Raw genomic sequence first — 15,866 nt, 5'->3', positions numbered from 1 at the left:
GCCCGGGGCGGCCCGCAGCGGCCGGCCCCAGCCGACCAAGCCCACGCTCATCACCAGGACGGAACACCTCAGATGAACAGCTTCCCCATCAGCGGCCAGCCCGCGGGCCTGCACACCGGCCCCCAGGTGGACAACCGTTACGTGATCCCGCGCTTCGTCGAGCGCACGTCGCAGGGCGTGCGCGAGTACGACCCGTACGCGAAGCTCTTCGAGGAGCGCGTGATCTTCCTCGGCGTCCAGATCGACGACGCCTCCGCCAACGACGTCATGGCGCAGCTCCTGTGCCTGGAGTCGATGGACCCCGACCGGGACATCTCGGTCTACATCAACAGCCCGGGCGGCTCCTTCACCGCCCTGACGGCCATCTACGACACGATGCAGTTCGTGAAGCCGGACATCCAGACGGTCTGCATGGGCCAGGCGTCCTCCGCCGCGGCCGTGCTCCTGGCCGCCGGCACCCCCGGCAAGCGGATGGCCCTGCCGAACGCGCGCGTGCTGATCCACCAGCCGTCCGGCGGCACCGGCCGCGAGCAGCTCTCCGACCTGGAGATCGCGGCCAACGAGATCCTCCGGATGCGCACGCAGCTCGAGGACATGCTGGCCAAGCACTCCTCGACGCCGATCGAGAAGATCCGCGAGGACATCGAGCGCGACAAGATCCTCACCGCCGAGGACGCGCTCGAGTACGGCCTGATCGACCAGATCATCTCCACCCGCAAGATGAACAACTCCGCGGTCGCCTGATACTCGTCCGGGGAAACCGCAGCACCAACTGCCCGCTCCTTGGCGCGGTCGCGTCGGTCCGTGGCGATCTGCGACATTTCGTAGTTCTTCACGGTTCCGCGTAGCAGCGAACCGCGCCAAGGGGGGCCCGAACGGGGGGCCAGGCAAGGTACCGTCGGATACAAGGCACCAGGAGCCGCTGGACCAACGGCGTCTCCCAGGCGAAGGGGAAGCACACCGTGGCACGCATCGGTGACGGCGGCGATCTGCTCAAGTGCTCGTTCTGCGGAAAGAGTCAGAAGCAGGTCAAGAAGCTCATCGCAGGCCCGGGCGTGTACATCTGCGATGAGTGCATCGACCTCTGCAACGAGATCATCGAGGAGGAGCTCGCCGAGACGAGCGAGGTCCGCTGGGAAGAGCTGCCCAAGCCCCGCGAGATCTACGAGTTCCTCGAGGGGTACGTAGTCGGCCAGGAGCCCGCCAAGAAGGCCCTCTCCGTCGCCGTCTACAACCACTACAAGCGCGTCCAGGCCGGGGAGAACGGCGGCGCGCAGGGCCGCGAGGACGCCATCGAGCTGGCGAAGTCCAACATCCTGCTGCTCGGCCCCACCGGCTCCGGCAAGACGCTGCTCGCCCAGACCCTGGCCCGCATGCTGAACGTCCCCTTCGCCATCGCGGACGCCACCGCGCTCACCGAGGCGGGGTACGTGGGCGAGGACGTGGAGAACATCCTCCTCAAGCTCATCCAGGCCGCCGACTACGACGTCAAGAAGGCCGAGACGGGCATCATCTACATCGACGAGATCGACAAGGTCGCCCGGAAGAGCGAGAACCCGTCGATCACGCGTGACGTTTCGGGTGAAGGCGTCCAGCAGGCCCTCCTCAAGATCCTGGAGGGCACGACGGCCTCGGTCCCGCCGCAGGGCGGCCGCAAGCACCCGCACCAGGAGTTCATCCAGATCGACACGACGAACGTGCTGTTCATCGTGGGCGGCGCCTTCGCGGGCCTGGAGAAGATCATCGAGGCCCGGGCGGGCGCGAAGGGCATCGGCTTCGGCGCCACCATCCGCTCCAAGCGGGAGCTGGAGGAGAAGGACCAGTTCGAGGACATCATGCCGGAGGACCTGGTGAAGTTCGGGATGATCCCCGAGTTCATCGGCCGCCTTCCCGTCATCACCTCGGTCCACAACCTCGACCGCGAGGCCCTGCTCCAGATCCTCGTCGAGCCGCGTAACGCGCTGGTGAAGCAGTACCAGCGACTCTTCGAACTCGACGGTGTGGAGCTGGACTTCGAGCGCGAGGCCCTGGAGGCCATCGCGGACCAGGCGATCCTGCGCCAGACCGGCGCGCGCGGCCTGCGCGCCATCATGGAGGAGGTCCTCCAGTCGGTGATGTACGAGGTGCCGTCCCGCAAGGACGTCGCCCGCGTCGTCATCACGGCGGACGTCGTCCACTCCAACGTGAATCCGACGCTGGTCCCGCGCGAGGTGCGGGGCCCGGGCGCGGGCGAGCAGAAGTCGGCCTAGCACCGACCCGCTCAACCACCAGGGGCGCCCGGCGATTCGACCTCGCCGGGCGCCCCTGTCGCATGCGCCGCTCACTCGGAAGCCTCAAGGTCATCGAAAGCCGCCCGGCAAGAAGCCACTGCTCATCTTGTGCCCGCCGAGCGGGCCTCAAGCGTGATCAACTTGTGCGCCTCGTCGCCCTAGGCGGCCCTGGAGCCGCTGCTGCTCAGTTGGCCTTAAGGGGAGTGATTGGACGAGTACGCGAATGTCGTGATCTTGTTCTCCGTGACCAGTCGGGTGCCTTGAGTAACGCAGGGGGCAGGAATCATGAGAACTATGAAGATCAAGTACGCGTTGGCGGCTGCCGGTGTGACGGCTGCTGTGAGCATTGTGCCCTTGGTGGCTGCCGCGCCCGCGTCGGCGAAGGCCTGGGACTGCATGTCGTACCTCGACCACAAGGGCTACAAGGTTGGAACCAAGGTGAGGTCGGCATGCACCACCGGGGCTTCGAGTAATCCGGTTCACCACGGCCAGTGCGCGCTCATACTCACCGTGGCCGGCGTCAAGAGCGCGCACGGTACGGAGGCGTGCATCCTCGCAAGGCGGGGCGTTTAGCCCTTGTTGTGCCCGCTTGGGGGGGTGTTCGGACGTTGGTCCAGCCCCCTCCAAGCGGGCAGTTGCTCTAGAGCTTGACGCGGACTTCCTTGCGGAACTTGGCCGCGGTGGTGGCGGCCTCTCCCAGGTCGGGGCTCTTGCCCCCGAGCGCGCCCGCCACGTCCGTGGTGATGACGACGCCGATCGTGCTGTTGTCGCCCCAGATGCACACGGGCATCTTCATCTCCTTCGGGGCCTGGGACCCGGCCGACGAGGAGGAGCCGGACCCGAGGTCCACCTTCATCTCCTGGCACTTCATGATCGCGCCGTCGAGCTCGGAGGGGTTGTACGACTTGGGCTCGCCGATCGGGGTGAGTTCCTTGCCGCTCGATCCGGCGCCGGAGGACGAGTCCGACTCATCGGAGAAGCCGTCCTGCGCCCTGGTGAACATGTAGTCGACGACCTTCTCCGGGTTCTCGATGTCTCCGTAGAGGCCGTTGAGCTGGAGCAGTTTCCGTGCCAGCGGGTTGTCGTCGCTGCCCGACTGGTACTGCACGGTCAGGTCCTTGGCGTTCTTCACGCCGTTCTTCTCGGCCTTCGCGCGGCTCTCGGACGTCATGGAGTCCTCCTTGGACTCCTTCTTCGTGTAGTCGCCGAGTACGGTCGTGGGCGCCGTCAGCTTGTGGGGGCCGTCGTCCTTGACCGAGCCGCTGCCACCGTTGTCGTCGCCCGCGAACAAGAAGTAGCCGCCGACCGCGACCGCCACGACCACCGCGACCGCGCCGATGACGGCGCCCGCCTTCTTGCTGCCGCCTCCGCTCGGCGGCGGGGGCGGCGGGACCTGCCCGTAGGGAGCCTGCGGCGGCTGGCCGTAGGGCGCCTGGGGCTGGCCGTAGGGGGCCTGCTGCGGCGGGACGCCCTGGGGTGCCTGCTGCGGATAGCCGTAGCCGGGCTGCTGCGGGGCCTGGGGCGGGTAGCCGTAGCCGGGCGGCGGGGCCTGGGGCGGCTGCCCGTAGGGGCCCGGCTGCTGCGGCTGGCCGCCGCCGTACGGACCGGGCTGCTGGCCCCCGTACGGACCAGGCTGCTGGCCGCCGTACGGGCCCGGCTGGTTGAAGCTCATTGCTGGGGTTCCCTCCGTTAACTGCTGCTGCGAGCGCGTGCGCGCGTCACTTCTTCACGCGGGCCGCGTCGCGGTACTTGGCGGCGAGGTCGGCGACGTCGTCCGTCGCCATGCCGTCCCCGCCGGAGATGAAGGCGGCGGCGTCGGTGGCGGTCACGATGCCGGCGGTGCTCCGGTCGGACCAGGCGCAGATCGGGATCTCCAGGCTCTTGCCGCCCTCGGAGACCTTGGCCCGCTGGCACTTCATCAGCGCGTTGTCCAGGGCGTCCGGCGAGACCGACTCCGGGCTGCCCTGCCAGGTGACCTCTTCCTTGCCGCCGTCGCTGTCCTTCTCCGTCTGCTCGTGTATCTTCTCGAACGCCTTGTCGATGGTCTTCTCCGGGTCGCTGATCTCACCTGACATGCCGACGACGTTCAGGCCCTTCGTCTTGAGCCCGGAGCCGGACTTGTAGTCCGCCTTCTCCTGCACGGCGTTCTTGATCCCGATCGCGGCGGCGTCCTCCTTGCCGGCGTCGCCCAGCGGGCCGCCGGAGGAGTCCGACGAGGCGTCCTTCTGGTACTCGCCGACCGAGGCCGGGGACACCAGCTTGTGCGGCCCGTCGTCGCTGACCGAGCCGGAGCCGCCGTCGTCGCTCCCGACGACGAAGTACGCGCCGACACCGATCGCCGCGACCACCGCGACCGCGCCGATGATCAGGCCCGTCTTCTTGCCGCCGCCTCCGCTCGGCGGCGGGGGCGGCGGGACCTGCCCGTAGGGAGCCTGCGGCGGCTGCCCGTAAGGGCCCTGGGGCGGCTGCCCGTACGGGGCCTGCGGCTGGCCGTACGGGGGCGCCTGCGGGGGCTGCTGGGGGTAGCCGTAGCCGGGCGGCGGGGTCTGCGGCGGCTGGCCGTACGGGGGCTGCTGGGGCTGGCCGCCGTACGGACCGGGCTGCTGGGGCTGACCGCCGCCGTACGGACCGGGCTGCTGGGGCTGACCGCCGCCGTACGGCCCAGGCTGCTGCGGCTGCTGGCCGCCGTACGGGCCCGGCTGGTTGTAGCTCATGATGAAGCTCCCCCTCGAACGCGTGTGTGCGCCTACGTTCTCCCACACGTTTATGTGTTCCCGACATCCTGACCGACGCCTGGAGCACCGTGGGGCCCGGGGAGTCAACCGTTACTGAAGATTCCGGTTTCGGGACCACACTGTGACACCCCTAAACTGGGCCCGTGACCGAGAACGCTCAGCAGCAGCCCCCAGCGACCACTCCCGAGCTCCCGACGCAGTACGCACCGGCCGAGGTAGAGGGGACGCTGTACGAGCGCTGGGTAGAGCGCGGTTACTTCGACGCGGACGCGAAGAGCGACAAGGAGCCCTTCACCGTCGTCATCCCCCCGCCGAACGTCACCGGCAGCCTGCACCTGGGCCACGCCTTCGAGCACACCCTCATCGACGCCCTCACCCGCCGCAAGCGCATGCAGGGCTACGAGGTGCTGTGGCAGCCCGGCATGGACCACGCCGGCATCGCCACGCAGAACGTGGTGGAGCGCGAGCTCGGCAAGGAGGGCAAGTCCCGCCACGACCTGGGCCGCGAGGCCTTCGTCGAGCGCGTCTGGCAGTGGAAGGGCGAGTCCGGCGGCCAGATCTCCGGCCAGATGCGCCGCCTCGGCGACGGCGTCGCCTGGTCCCGCGAGCGCTTCACCATGGACGAGGGCCTCTCCCAGGCCGTCCAGACGATCTTCAAGCGGCTCTACGACGACGAGCTGATCTACCGCGCCGAGCGCATCATCAACTGGTGCCCCCGCTGTCTGACCGCCATCTCCGACATCGAGGTGGAGTACCAGGACGACGACGGCGAGCTCGTCTCCATGACGTACGGCGAGGGCGACGAGACGATCGTCGTCGCCACCACCCGCGCCGAGACCATGCTGGGTGACACCGCCGTCGCCGTGCACCCCGACGACGAGCGGTACAAGCACCTGGTCGGCAAGCGGATCAAGCTGCCGCTGACCGACCGCTCCATCCCCGTCGTCGCCGACACGCACGTCGACCCGGAGTTCGGCACCGGCGCCGTCAAGGTGACCCCGGCGCACGACCCGAACGACTTCGAGATCGGCCAGCGCCACGACCTGCCGAACATCACGGTCATGGACGAGCACGCGGTCATCACGGTCCCCGGCCCCTTCCAGGGCCTGGACCGCCTGGAGGCCCGCTCCGCCATCGTCGGCGCGCTGCGCGCCGAGGGCCGCATCGTCGCCGAGAAGCGCCCGTACTCCCACTCCGTGGGCCACTGCTCGCGCTGCAAGACCACCATCGAGCCGCGGCTCTCCATGCAGTGGTGGGTCAAGGTCGGCCCGCTCGCCAAGGCCGCCGGTGACGCGGTCCGCGACGGCAAGGTCAAGATCCACCCGCAGGAGATGGAGAAGCGCTACTTCGACTGGGTCGACAACCTCCACGACTGGTGCATCTCGCGCCAGCTGTGGTGGGGCCACCGCATCCCGGTCTGGTACGGCCCGAACGGCGAGATCGTCTGCGTCGGCCCCGACGAGCAGGCGCCCACCGGCGAGGGCTGGACGCAGGACACCGACGTCCTCGACACCTGGTTTTCCTCCGGCCTGTGGCCGTTCTCCACGCTCGGCTGGCCGGAGCGGACGGAGAGCCTCGCGAAGTTCTACCCGAACTCCGTCCTGGTCACCGGCTACGACATCCTCTTCTTCTGGGTCGCCCGGATGATGATGTTCGGCCTGTACGCGATGGACGGCACCCCGCCGTTCCACACCGTCGCCCTGCACGGCATGGTCCGCGACCAGTTCGGCAAGAAGATGTCGAAGTCCTTCGGGAACGCGGTCAACCCGCTCGACTGGATGGACAAGTACGGCTCCGACGCCCTGCGCTTCACCCTCGCGCGCGGCGCCAACCCCGGCGTCGACGTGCCGATCGGCGAGGACTGGGTCCAGGGCTCCCGCAACTTCGCCAACAAGATCTGGAACGCGACCCGCTTCGCGCTGATGAACGGCGCCACGGTCGAGGGCCCGCTGCCGGACGCCGCCGAGATGTCGGCCACCGACCGCTGGATCCTCTCGCGCCTCAACACCGTGGTCGCCGAGGTCGACGCGTACTACGAGGACTACCAGTTCGCGAAGCTCTCCGACGCCCTCTTCCACTTCGCCTGGGACGAGGTCTTCGACTGGTACGTGGAGCTGTCCAAGACCACGTTCATGGCGGGCGGCCCGGCCGCCGAGGTCAGCAAGCGCGTCCTCGGCGAGGTCCTCGACGTCACGCTGCGCCTGCTCCACCCGGTCGTGCCGTTCGTGACGGAGACCCTGTGGACCACGCTGACCGGCGGCGAGTCCGTGGTCATCGCCGCCTGGCCCAAGGACAGTGGCTTCCGGGACGCGGGCGCCGAGAAGGAGATCGCCTCCGTCCAGGACCTGGTCACCGAGGTCCGCAGGTTCCGCGCCGACCAGGGTCTCCAGCCCGGCCAGAAGGTCCCGGCCCGCCTCACGCTCGACGGCACGCCGTTCGCCGCGCACGAGGCCGCCGTCCGCCAGCTCCTGCGCCTCCAGCCGGAGGGCGAGGCCTTCGCGGCCACGGCGACCCTGCCGGTCGCGGGTGCCACGGTCGCGCTCGACCTGTCCGGCACGATCGACGTGGCGGCGGAGCGCAAGCGGCTCGCCAAGGACCTGTCCGCCGCCGAGAAGGAGAAGGCCCAGGCCACCGCCAAGCTCGGCAACGAGGCGTTCCTGGCGAAGGCCCCCGACCAGGTGGTCGACAAGATCCGCGGCCGCCTCGCCAAGGCCGACGAGGACATCGCGCGTCTCCAGGCCCAGCTGGACAACCTCTCGGCGGCGTAAGGCAGTTCGCCCGCGGGCATGCGAAGGCGCCCGGAACTCTCAGGAGTTCCGGGCGCCTTCGTCGTGTCCCCGCGTCGTCCCTTACGCCTCGGTGGCGACCGGCCCCGTCCCCACGGCCTCCGCGTTGCGGCGCGTCTTGGCCCAGCCGTTGCGGCCGCGCAGCAGGCGCAGGAAGCCGCGCGCCGCCACGATGAACACGTGGTACGCGTACACCCACAGGGCGAGACCCCACAGCAGGCCCGTGAGCCGGGAGCGGTCGGGCGCGTAGTCGCGGCGGTAGAGCGGGCCCCAGGCCACGAACGGCAGCACCGACAGGGCGCACAGGCCAAGGATCAGCGGCCACGCGCCGAGGAACGCGTCGCGCATCGAGCCGCCCACGACGACGCTGCCGAGCAGCAGCACGCTCAGGACGAGCGTCGCGACGTGCGCGAGGGGCTGCATGAACGTGTACAGGGTCTCCAGGACGCCGCGGCCCGAGTAGTGGCGCGAGGCGACGATGCGCGGCGCGTACCGCACGCACTGGAGGTTGCCCTGCGCCCAGCGGGTGCGCTGGGTGAGGAAGCGGCGCAGGCGCGGCAGGCCCTCCTGCGAGACGTAGGTGTCGGCGATGTGCGCGATCCGGTAGCCGCCCAGGATCATGTGCAGGCCCAGCTCGTAGTCCTCCAGGAGCGCGTCGCGCTGCCAGGGGCGGCGCTCGGTGGCGGCGATGTGGTCCAGGGCGGTGAGCCGGGTGAACTGGCCGTTGCCGCCCAGGCCCACGGAGCCGGTGCGGCCGCGCAGCAGCTGCATGCCCGCGTTGGACACGGCGAACTCCATATCCTGCATGCGCACCAGGAGCCGCGCGACGGCGTTGGCGAGGCGCCCGCGCTCGGGCAGCGGCGGCCGCTCCTCGTCGACGTTGCGCATCCGCACGCTGACCTGGACGCCGCCCACCTCGGGGTCGGCGAACCCGCCCTGCCCGCTGACCCGGGCGAGGGCGTCCGGGGCGAGCCGCCCGTCGGCGTCCACGACGCACACCACGACCAGGGACCGGTCGGTGTCCGCGGGCAGGAAGGCGTTCAGCGCCGCGTACGCGGAGTTGAGGGCCGCGCCCTTGCCGATGCGGGCGTCGGGGCGGCGCCGCGAGACCAGGTGCACCCGGGCGTCGTCCGCCGCGAGGGCGGTGACGACGGCCGCGGTGGTGTCCTCGCTGTCGTCGTCGACGACCCAGACGTGCGCGGCCGGGAAGTCGGCCCGCAGCTGGGCGACGGTCGTGCCGATGACGGTCTCCTCGTCGCGGCACGGCACGAAGAAGTGCCAGGTGAAGGGCGCGGAGTCGCCTTCCGCTGCCTCGGGTCGGCGCACGTAGGCGTGGCGGGACCCGGCCCAGTACAGCAGGAAGCAGGCGAGCAGCAGGAACGGCAGGGCGTAGAGCAGGACGTGGGGGGTGAGCATGGGGTCCTCGTGCGGTGGGGGACGGGGGAGGAGCCGGTCAGGCGGCGGCGGGGAGCTCGCGTTCGGTGCGGCCCGCGGCGAGGGCGCCGAGGAGGACGGCGATCCGCTGCGAGGCGAGCCCGTCGCCGAACGGGGACGGCAGCCCGGCGAGGTGCCGCAGGCCGTCTGGGCCCTCCGCGAGGCGGCGGCGCGCCGCGCGGCCGATCTCCCGGCCCGGCGGGACGAGCTCGGCGAACCCGGCGTCCATGGCCTCGGGCCGCTCCGTGGACCGGCGTACGACGACCAGGGGCCGGCCCAGGACGGTGGTCTCCTCCTGGATGCCGCCCGAGTCGGACACGATGACGGCGGCGTGCCGGGCGAGGCCGAGGAACTCGCCGTAGCCGAGCGGCGCCAGCTCGGTGAGCGGTTCGAGCAGGTGCGTGAGCCCGGCCGCCTCGATCCGGGCGCGGGTGCGCGGGTGGACGGCGAACAGGACCGGCAGTTCCCCGGCGAGGGAGGCGAGCTCGCGCAGGATGGCGGCGAGCGCGGCGGGGTCGTCGGTGTTCTCCGGGCGGTGCGCGGTGGCGAGGACGTAGCGGTCGGCGCTCACGCCGTGCGCGGCGAGCAGCGCGGCGCGCTCGGCGGCGGCGGGCAGGTGCTCCTGGACGGCCTCGACGACGGTGTTGCCGGTGACGGTGATCCGCCCGGCCGGGACCCCCTCGGCGCGCAGCAGGTCGCGGTTGTCGTCCGTGGCCGCGCAGAGCACGTCCGCGAGCTGGTCGATGACGACGCGGTTGTGCTCCTCGGGCATCGCCCGGTCGTGGCTGCGCAGGCCCGCCTCGACGTGGACGAGCGGCAGCGAGCGGGCGTTCGCGGCGAGCGCTCCGGCCAGGGCGGCGTTGGTGTCGCCCTGCACCACCACGGCCAGCGGTGGCTCCTCGGCGAAGAGGGCGTCGAGCTGGGCCAGGGCCGCGGAGATCTGCACGGCGCGGGGCTTGCCGCCGATGCCGTCGAGCAGGGTGGGCTCGGGCAGGCCCAGCTCGGTGAGGAACCGGCCGGAGAGCGCGGCGTCGTAGTGCTGGCCGGTGTGCACGAGGTGTGCGGCCGGGCCGAGGACGCGGACCAGGTGGGCGACCTTCACGAGTTCGGGGCGGGTGCCGATGACGATCGCGACCGAGCGGGGCGGGAGGGCGGGGGCGTGCAACGGGGCTCCTGGCGGGTGGGGCTTGGGGATACGCAGGAGCTTGTGGGGCGTGGGTTGCGGGGGTGGCTCGCCTTCGGTTGCCCAACGGTTGCGGAGCCTGCGGCCGCGCTTGTTCGGGTCCAAGGCCCTGGCCCACTGGTCCTGCCGGGCCGGGACTTAGGTCCCTCGCGGGGCGCCCCACTGTGTCCATTAGCGCGCTCCGCGCGCGGGCGCCCCTTCCCGCTTCCTGGGGGCTCCGCCCCCAGACCCCCGCTCCTCAAACGCCGGAGGGGCTGGATCTTCCAGCCCGTCCGGCGTTTGAGGACGAGGCGCGCAGCGCCGAAAAGCGGGGGCACGGGGGCGGCAGCCCCCGGATCGGGAAGGGGCGGGTCTGGGGCGCCCCGCGAGGGCAGCAGGCCTCAGCCCTCGCCCCGGTAGCGGTAGCCGAGGCCCCGCACCGACTCCAAGGGGTCGTCCCCCTCACCGACCGCGAGCTTGCGCCGCAGCCGGAGCACCGCGAACTTCACCCGCTCCCGCCCGGACCCGCCGGGATCGTCCCAGACGAGGTCGAGGAGCTGCTCGATGGTGACGACCCGCCCCCGGTTGCGGACGAGGACCTCCAGGAGCCGGTACTCGATGGCGCTCAGCCGCGTCTCGTGGCCCTGCCACACCGCCGACCGCCGCTCGGGCACGAGCCGCAGGCCCGCCTCGACGTAGTCGCCCCGCCACTGCTCGGGGTTGGAGCGCCGCAGGAGCGCCTCCACGCGGGCGAGCAGCTCGACGTGGTCGAAGGGCTTGCACAGGTAGTCGTCGGCGCCGGAGCGGAGGCCGCGGACGCGCTCGGCGGGGCTCGTGCGGCCGGACAGGATGAGGACGGGCAGATCGGTGAGGTCGCGGGTGCGGTCGAGGACCTCCCAGCCGTCGAGGCCGGGCAGGACCAGGTCGAGCACCATGAGCGCGGGCCGCCGGGCGAAGAGGAGCTTGAGCGCGGCCTGCCCGTCGTCGGCGGTGACGACGTCGTACCCGGCGCGGGTGAACAGGACCCGCAGGGCGAGTCCCAGGTCGGGGTCGTCCTCGACGAGCAGCAGCCGGGTCATGCCGGGCCGGTCCCCGGCGGGCCGCCGAGCGGCAGCCACACCTCCACGCTGGTGCCGTGCCCCTCGTCGCTGTGGACGGCGACGGTGCCGGAGTGCAGCCGCACGGCGTCGCGGACGACGCTCAGTCCGAGGCCGGTGCCCGGATAGCCGCCGCGCCGGGCGTTCGGGGCGCGGACGAACTCGGTGAAGACCTCCTCCTGGAACTCCTTGGGGATGCCGATGCCGCTGTCGGCGATGGTGATCCGCCAGCCGGGCGGCGCGGGCGCCTCGTCGGCACCGGGGCCGTCGCACGGCCGGGCGGTGACGGTGACGGTGCCGCCGGCGGGGGTGAACTTCACGGCGTTGTCGAGCAGCGAGGTCAGCGCCCGCTCCAGCTGGTCGGCGTCGCCGGTCAGCGGGGGCGGCCCGCCGCCGGGCAGGTCGAGGGCCACGAAGACGCCGTCGCGGGTGGCCCACGGGGTGATGTCGTGCACCAGGCGGGTCAGCAGGCGGCCCGGGTCGAGCGGGGCGAAGGACGGCGGGGCGCCGCTCGCGGCCTCCGCGTACCGGTGCAGGAGCCCGTCGGCCATGTCCTGCATGCGGGTGGCGGCCCGCCGGATCGTGTCCAGGTACGCGCGCTGGGCCTCGTCGAGGGCACCGCCCGCGGGGTCGCTGAGGAGTTCGCAGAAGGTGAGCACCGTGGCCAGCGGGGTGCGCAGCTCGTGCGAGGTGCGGGCGGCGAACTCGGCGCGGTCGCGGGCGAGGTCGCCGAGCGTGTCGATGTGCCGGTGCAGGTCGGCCTCGTAGCGGCGCTGCTCGGTGACGTCCTCGACGAGCCACAGGACGCCCAGGTGCCGCTCGCCCGCGTCGATGGGCTGGCGGCTGCGGCGCAGCGTGCGCCCGTCGCGCAGGCGGAGCTCGGCCTTGCGGACGAACTGGCCGCGCAGCGAGCGCAGCGCGGCGGCGTCGCGCTCCGGGAGCAGCCGCGTCACGGCGTCGGCGATGGGGTCGGCGGGGGCGCCCGTCGAGGTGTCGACGCCGTGCAGGCCGCAGACCTCCGTGAACTGGGGGTTGGCCGCCACGACCCGGCCGTCGTCGCCGACGAGCAGCGCCCCCATCGGGATGGCCCGCAGCACGGCCGCGGAGAACGGGGCGTGCAGGCCCCGGGGCTCCGTCGTCATGCGCCGGGCCTAACCGGCGGGCTCGGCCGCGGGCGGGCCCAGCGGTTCGGGGCCCGGCGCCGGGGCGAGGCCGAGCCGCTCCAGTTCGGCGTCCGCGAGCGCGTCCAGGGTGCGCGGGTCGGCGGTGCGCCAGCCCTCGGCGAGGCTGCCGGGGGTCGCGCCCGGCAGGGCGGCGGCGGTCTCGGCCACCTCGTCGAGGGGGCGGAGCAGCGCGCGCAGGGCGAGCAGCTCGCGCCCGTTGGCGAAGGCGCCCAGCTCCCGGGCGGCGGCGGCCTGCCGCACCCAGCGCACCCGGCGCGGCAGCCAGAGCGCGAGGACGAGGCCGACGGGCAGCAGGAACAGGCCCGCCGCGGCCACGGCGAGCGCGGCGCGCAGCGTCACCGGGTCCACGTCGTCGACGAAGCCGGCCACCGAGCGCAGCGCGGCGCCCACGTCGTCGCCGACCAGGGGCAGGCGCGCGGCGGGGGACCGCGACGAGGCGACGCCCGAGTCGGGGCCGGGGTGGCCGAGCAGCACGGCGAGCCGGTAGGCGACGAGGGCGGCGGCGGTCCACAGCGCGGTCCACGCCAGGACGGCCGCGTCCCCGGCGAGCTGACGGGCCCTGCGACCCGGATTCTGGGCATACCACATGGTCCGATTGGAACGCCGGGCCGCGCGGGGACGGGGCCGCCGCGCCGGGGAGTACACCCGTTGTCGTACGAGGACGGCGCCCGGCCCCGGCCCCCGCGGTGCGGCACGTCACGCCCCGCGGTGCGGCACGTCACGCCGTCGGGCGGGCGCGCGGGCCGAAAGTCCGATGTGTCGGGTCGAAGGCCTCAGCGATGATGGAGGGGACATGCACGAGTGGCCCGCCGCTGTCACGGCGCTCAGCCAGGCGGCGGCCGCGGGCCGTCGCCTCGCTCGGCGTTGCACGCGGGAACCTCGTGTACTGGATCTCCTCACGGCGGGTTCCTGCCTCGCCCTGATGGCCCTCGACGTGCCGGGCCTGGCCGCGGCCGACAATTCGCTGACCGGGGTCACGGCCGCGCTCGTCCTCACGGCGGGCGCGGGGACGCTGCTGCTGCGGAGGGTCGCGCCGTGGGTGCCGTACCTGGTGGCGCTGGTGCTGCTCGGCTGGCTGCACGAGCTGACGCTCGCGCAGTTCGCCCTGTACTCGCTGGCCCGCTACCGCGGCCGCCTGGCCGGGGCCGTGGGCGTGATCGGCTATGTGTCCTTCGCGTACGTGATGTTCAATCTGCCCGGCTGGCCGGTGCACCGGGGTGACACGCTCAGCGAGTTCCTCAGCCTCGTCGTGCCGATCGGGGCGCTCGCCGCGGGCGTCGGCGTCGCCGCCAACCGGCAGGACCTCGTCCGCGAGCTCCAGGCCCAGCGGGCCGAGACGGAGACGCTGCAGGCGGTGCAGCGGGAGCGGGCGCGCATCGCGCGCGACGTGCACGACTTCGTCGGCCGTGAGCTCACGCTGCTCAGCGTCCGCTCCCAGGTGCTCGCGCGGCGCGCGGCGGGCGGCCCGCACGCCGACGGCTTCGAGGAGCTCTCCGAGACCGCGCGCTCCGCGCACCGCATGCTGAACGAGATCATCGTCCAGCGCGGCGTCGACGGCCGCCCCACGCCCGGTGTCGAGGCCCTCCCCGAGCTGGTCCGGCGCAGCGCCCTCGCGGGCAGCCCCGTCGACCTCCACGTCGACGCCGCGGCCCACCGCCTGTCGCCCCTGCGCCAGGCGGCCGTGCACCGGGTGGTGCAGGAGTGCCTCACGAACGCGGCGAAGTACGCGCCCGGGGAGGTCATCACGGTCCGCGTCACCGTCCGGGAGGGCCGCCTGCGCGTCCGCGTCAGCAATCCGCTGCCCGCCCCGGGGGCCGCCGGGGAGCCCGACGGGCCCGCGGCGCCCGTGTCCGCGGGGACCGGGACGGCCGGGATGGGCGAGCGCGTCCGGACCCTGGGCGGCACGTTCTTCGCGGGCCCGCGCGACGGCTCGTACGAGGTCGAGGCCGACCTGCCCACCGACGAACCGGCCTGACCCTTCAAGCCCGTCCGGCGTTTGAGGACGAGGCGCGGAGCGCCGAAAGGAGCAGGGGCACGGGGGCGGCAGCCCCCGGAGCGGGAAGGGGCGGGTCTGGGGCGCTGCCCGCGAGGGCTCACGCCGCCGACATGACCCGCTCCAACCCGTCGAAGTCCTCCACGCACTTGCCGCACCCCAGCGCCACGCTGTCCAGCGGATCGTCGGCCACGAAGACGGGGATCCCGGTGGCGGAGGCGAGCCGCAGATCGAGCCCGGGCAGCAGCGCCCCGCCCCCGGTGAGGACGATGCCGTGCTCCATGACGTCCCCGGACAGCTCCGGCGGGCACTCCTCCAGGGTGGCCCGCACCGCCGCGATGATCGCCTCCACGGGCTCGTCGAGAGCGGCCCGCACCTCCCGCACGGTCAGCTCCACCGTCTTCGGCAGGCCGCCCACCTTCTCGCGGCCCCGCACGGTGAAGGTGCGGTCCTCGAAGGAGTCCTCGCCGGGCACCGGCCACGCCGAGCCGATCCCGACCTTGATGTCCTCGGCGGTGCGCTCGCCGATGAGGAGGGCGTGCTCCTTGCGGACGTAGTCGGTGATCGCGACGTCGAGGCGGTCGCCGCCGACGCGCAGGGACTGGGCCGTGACGATGCCGCCCAGGGAGATCACGGCGACCTCGGTGGTGCCGCCGCCGATGTCGACGACCATGGAGCCGCGCGGCTCCGCCACGGGGAGCCCCGCGCCGATCGCCGCCGCCATCGGCTCCTCGACGAGGTGCACGGCCCGCGCCCCGGCCCGCTGCGCGGCGTGCACGATGGCGCGCCGCTCGACGGGCGTGACGCCGCTGGGGACGCACACCACCATGCGGGTGCGCGGGCGGCGCCCCGGGACGGCCTTGCGCACGAAGTGCCGGATCATCTCCTCGGCCGCTTCGAAGTCGCTGATCACGCCGTCCTTGAGGGGGCGGATGGCCGTGATGGAGCCGGGCGTGCGGCCGATGGTCTCCTTGGCCTCCGTCCCGACGGCGAGCGCGGTGCGCGCGCCTTCCTTGACGGCGACCACGGACGGTTCGTTGAGCACGATGCCCTGACCGCGGACGTACAGAAGCGTGTTGGCGGTGCCGAGGTCGATCCCTATGTCCATGATCGCCAAGTTTGCCGGGTCCGTTCGGGTGACGGAGGGACCAAAGTCCTGAATCGGACAGGCCTAAAGTCCCGACCCGGGGCGGAGGCGGCCCGCG

At 72.5% G+C, this 15,866-nt stretch carries 13 protein-coding genes; 5 read left to right on the top strand and 8 right to left on the bottom strand.

Translation table 11 applies throughout. From position 1 onward, the window contains the following. The first annotated feature begins 72 nt into the window (after positions 1-72). From C9F11_RS14725 to C9F11_RS14715, 3 genes are all read left to right on the top strand, one after another. Positions 73-744, top strand: coding sequence for an ATP-dependent Clp protease proteolytic subunit (locus C9F11_RS14725; RefSeq protein WP_138959726.1), 672 nt, complete (start codon positions 73-75; stop codon positions 742-744). A gap of 218 nt (positions 745-962) precedes the next feature. After that, positions 963-2,249, top strand: a complete 1,287-nt coding sequence (gene clpX / locus C9F11_RS14720) for an ATP-dependent Clp protease ATP-binding subunit ClpX (RefSeq protein WP_030673850.1) — start codon at positions 963-965, stop codon at positions 2,247-2,249. 315 nt (positions 2,250-2,564) lie between these two features. After that, positions 2,565-2,843: a hypothetical protein gene (locus C9F11_RS14715; protein WP_138959725.1), complete on the top strand. Its 279-nt coding sequence runs from the start codon at positions 2,565-2,567 to the stop codon at positions 2,841-2,843. A gap of 67 nt (positions 2,844-2,910) precedes the next feature. On the opposite strand, the gene C9F11_RS14710 is transcribed toward C9F11_RS14715, so the two are convergent. Beyond that, complete coding sequence (locus C9F11_RS14710) at positions 2,911-3,942, bottom strand: sulfur globule family protein (protein ID WP_138959724.1); 1,032 nt, start codon at positions 3,940-3,942, stop codon at positions 2,911-2,913. A 46-nt stretch (positions 3,943-3,988) separates the two neighbouring features. Next, positions 3,989-4,984, bottom strand: coding sequence for a hypothetical protein (locus tag C9F11_RS14705; RefSeq protein WP_138959723.1), 996 nt, complete (start codon positions 4,982-4,984; stop codon positions 3,989-3,991). Between the two features lie 164 nt (positions 4,985-5,148). Between C9F11_RS14705 and C9F11_RS14700 the strand changes: the two genes are divergently transcribed. After that, entirely contained in the window at positions 5,149-7,773 is a 2,625-nt protein-coding gene (locus tag C9F11_RS14700; protein ID WP_138959722.1) for a valine--tRNA ligase, read from the top strand. Positions 7,774-7,854: 81 nt separating this feature from the next. Here the strand turns inward: C9F11_RS14700 and C9F11_RS14695 are convergent, their stop codons facing one another. From C9F11_RS14695 to C9F11_RS14675, 5 genes are all read right to left on the bottom strand, one after another. After that, on the bottom strand, positions 7,855-9,207 hold the full coding sequence (locus C9F11_RS14695) for a glycosyltransferase (protein ID WP_138959721.1): 1,353 nt from the start codon (positions 9,205-9,207) through the stop codon (positions 7,855-7,857). 37 nt (positions 9,208-9,244) lie between these two features. Then, the gene (wecB, locus tag C9F11_RS14690; protein WP_138959720.1) at positions 9,245-10,390 is read right to left on the bottom strand and encodes a UDP-N-acetylglucosamine 2-epimerase (non-hydrolyzing); all 1,146 of its coding nucleotides are present in this window, start codon (positions 10,388-10,390) and stop codon (positions 9,245-9,247) included. Between the two features lie 398 nt (positions 10,391-10,788). Beyond that, on the bottom strand, positions 10,789-11,505 hold the full coding sequence (locus tag C9F11_RS14685) for a response regulator transcription factor (protein WP_309248739.1): 717 nt from the start codon (positions 11,503-11,505) through the stop codon (positions 10,789-10,791). Continuing rightward, positions 11,463-12,626 carry a PAS domain-containing sensor histidine kinase gene (locus C9F11_RS14680; RefSeq protein WP_138959719.1) on the bottom strand — a complete coding sequence of 388 codons (1,164 nt, stop codon included), beginning with the start codon at positions 12,624-12,626 and terminating at the stop codon, positions 11,463-11,465. The genes C9F11_RS14685 and C9F11_RS14680 overlap by 43 nt, the downstream gene beginning before the upstream one ends. 9 nt (positions 12,627-12,635) lie before the next feature. After that, positions 12,636-13,256 (bottom strand): hypothetical protein, encoded by a 621-nt coding sequence (locus C9F11_RS14675; RefSeq protein WP_138959718.1) that lies wholly within the window; start codon positions 13,254-13,256, stop codon positions 12,636-12,638. Positions 13,257-13,461: 205 nt separating this feature from the next. Here C9F11_RS14675 and C9F11_RS14670 point away from each other — a divergent pair, with 205 nt between their 5' ends. Further along, a complete protein-coding gene (locus C9F11_RS14670; protein WP_138959717.1) occupies positions 13,462-14,643 on the top strand; it encodes a histidine kinase in 1,182 nt (393 codons plus the stop codon). A 118-nt stretch (positions 14,644-14,761) separates the two neighbouring features. On the opposite strand, the gene C9F11_RS14665 is transcribed toward C9F11_RS14670, so the two are convergent. Beyond that, on the bottom strand, positions 14,762-15,769 hold the full coding sequence (locus C9F11_RS14665) for a rod shape-determining protein (protein ID WP_171075741.1): 1,008 nt from the start codon (positions 15,767-15,769) through the stop codon (positions 14,762-14,764). Between the last annotated feature and the right edge of the window lie 97 nt (positions 15,770-15,866).

It is taken from the genome of Streptomyces sp. YIM 121038, assembly GCF_006088715.1.
GTDB lineage: Bacteria > Actinomycetota > Actinomycetes > Streptomycetales > Streptomycetaceae > Streptomyces.
Note: the sequence above shows the minus strand (reverse complement) of the source record. Positions and strands in the feature narration are given on the sequence as shown.

Excerpts from the sequence above, each read along its gene's own strand:
- C9F11_RS14665 (WP_171075741.1), bottom strand. The coding sequence starts at position 15,769 with ATGGACATAGGGATCGACCTCGGCACCGCCAACACGCTTCTGTACGTC.
- C9F11_RS14695 (WP_138959721.1), bottom strand. The coding sequence starts at position 9,207 with ATGCTCACCCCCCACGTCCTGCTCTACGCCCTGCCGTTCCTGCTGCTC.
- C9F11_RS14680 (WP_138959719.1), bottom strand. The coding sequence starts at position 12,626 with ATGACGACGGAGCCCCGGGGCCTGCACGCCCCGTTCTCCGCGGCCGTG.
- C9F11_RS14670 (WP_138959717.1), top strand. The coding sequence starts at position 13,462 with ATGCACGAGTGGCCCGCCGCTGTCACGGCGCTCAGCCAGGCGGCGGCC.
- C9F11_RS14705 (WP_138959723.1), bottom strand. The coding sequence starts at position 4,984 with ATGAGCTACAACCAGCCGGGCCCGTACGGCGGCCAGCAGCCGCAGCAG.
- C9F11_RS14675 (WP_138959718.1), bottom strand. The coding sequence starts at position 13,256 with ATGTGGTATGCCCAGAATCCGGGTCGCAGGGCCCGTCAGCTCGCCGGG.
- C9F11_RS14710 (WP_138959724.1), bottom strand. The coding sequence starts at position 3,942 with ATGAGCTTCAACCAGCCGGGCCCGTACGGCGGCCAGCAGCCTGGTCCG.
- C9F11_RS14725 (WP_138959726.1), top strand. The coding sequence starts at position 73 with ATGAACAGCTTCCCCATCAGCGGCCAGCCCGCGGGCCTGCACACCGGC.
- C9F11_RS14715 (WP_138959725.1), top strand. The coding sequence starts at position 2,565 with ATGAAGATCAAGTACGCGTTGGCGGCTGCCGGTGTGACGGCTGCTGTG.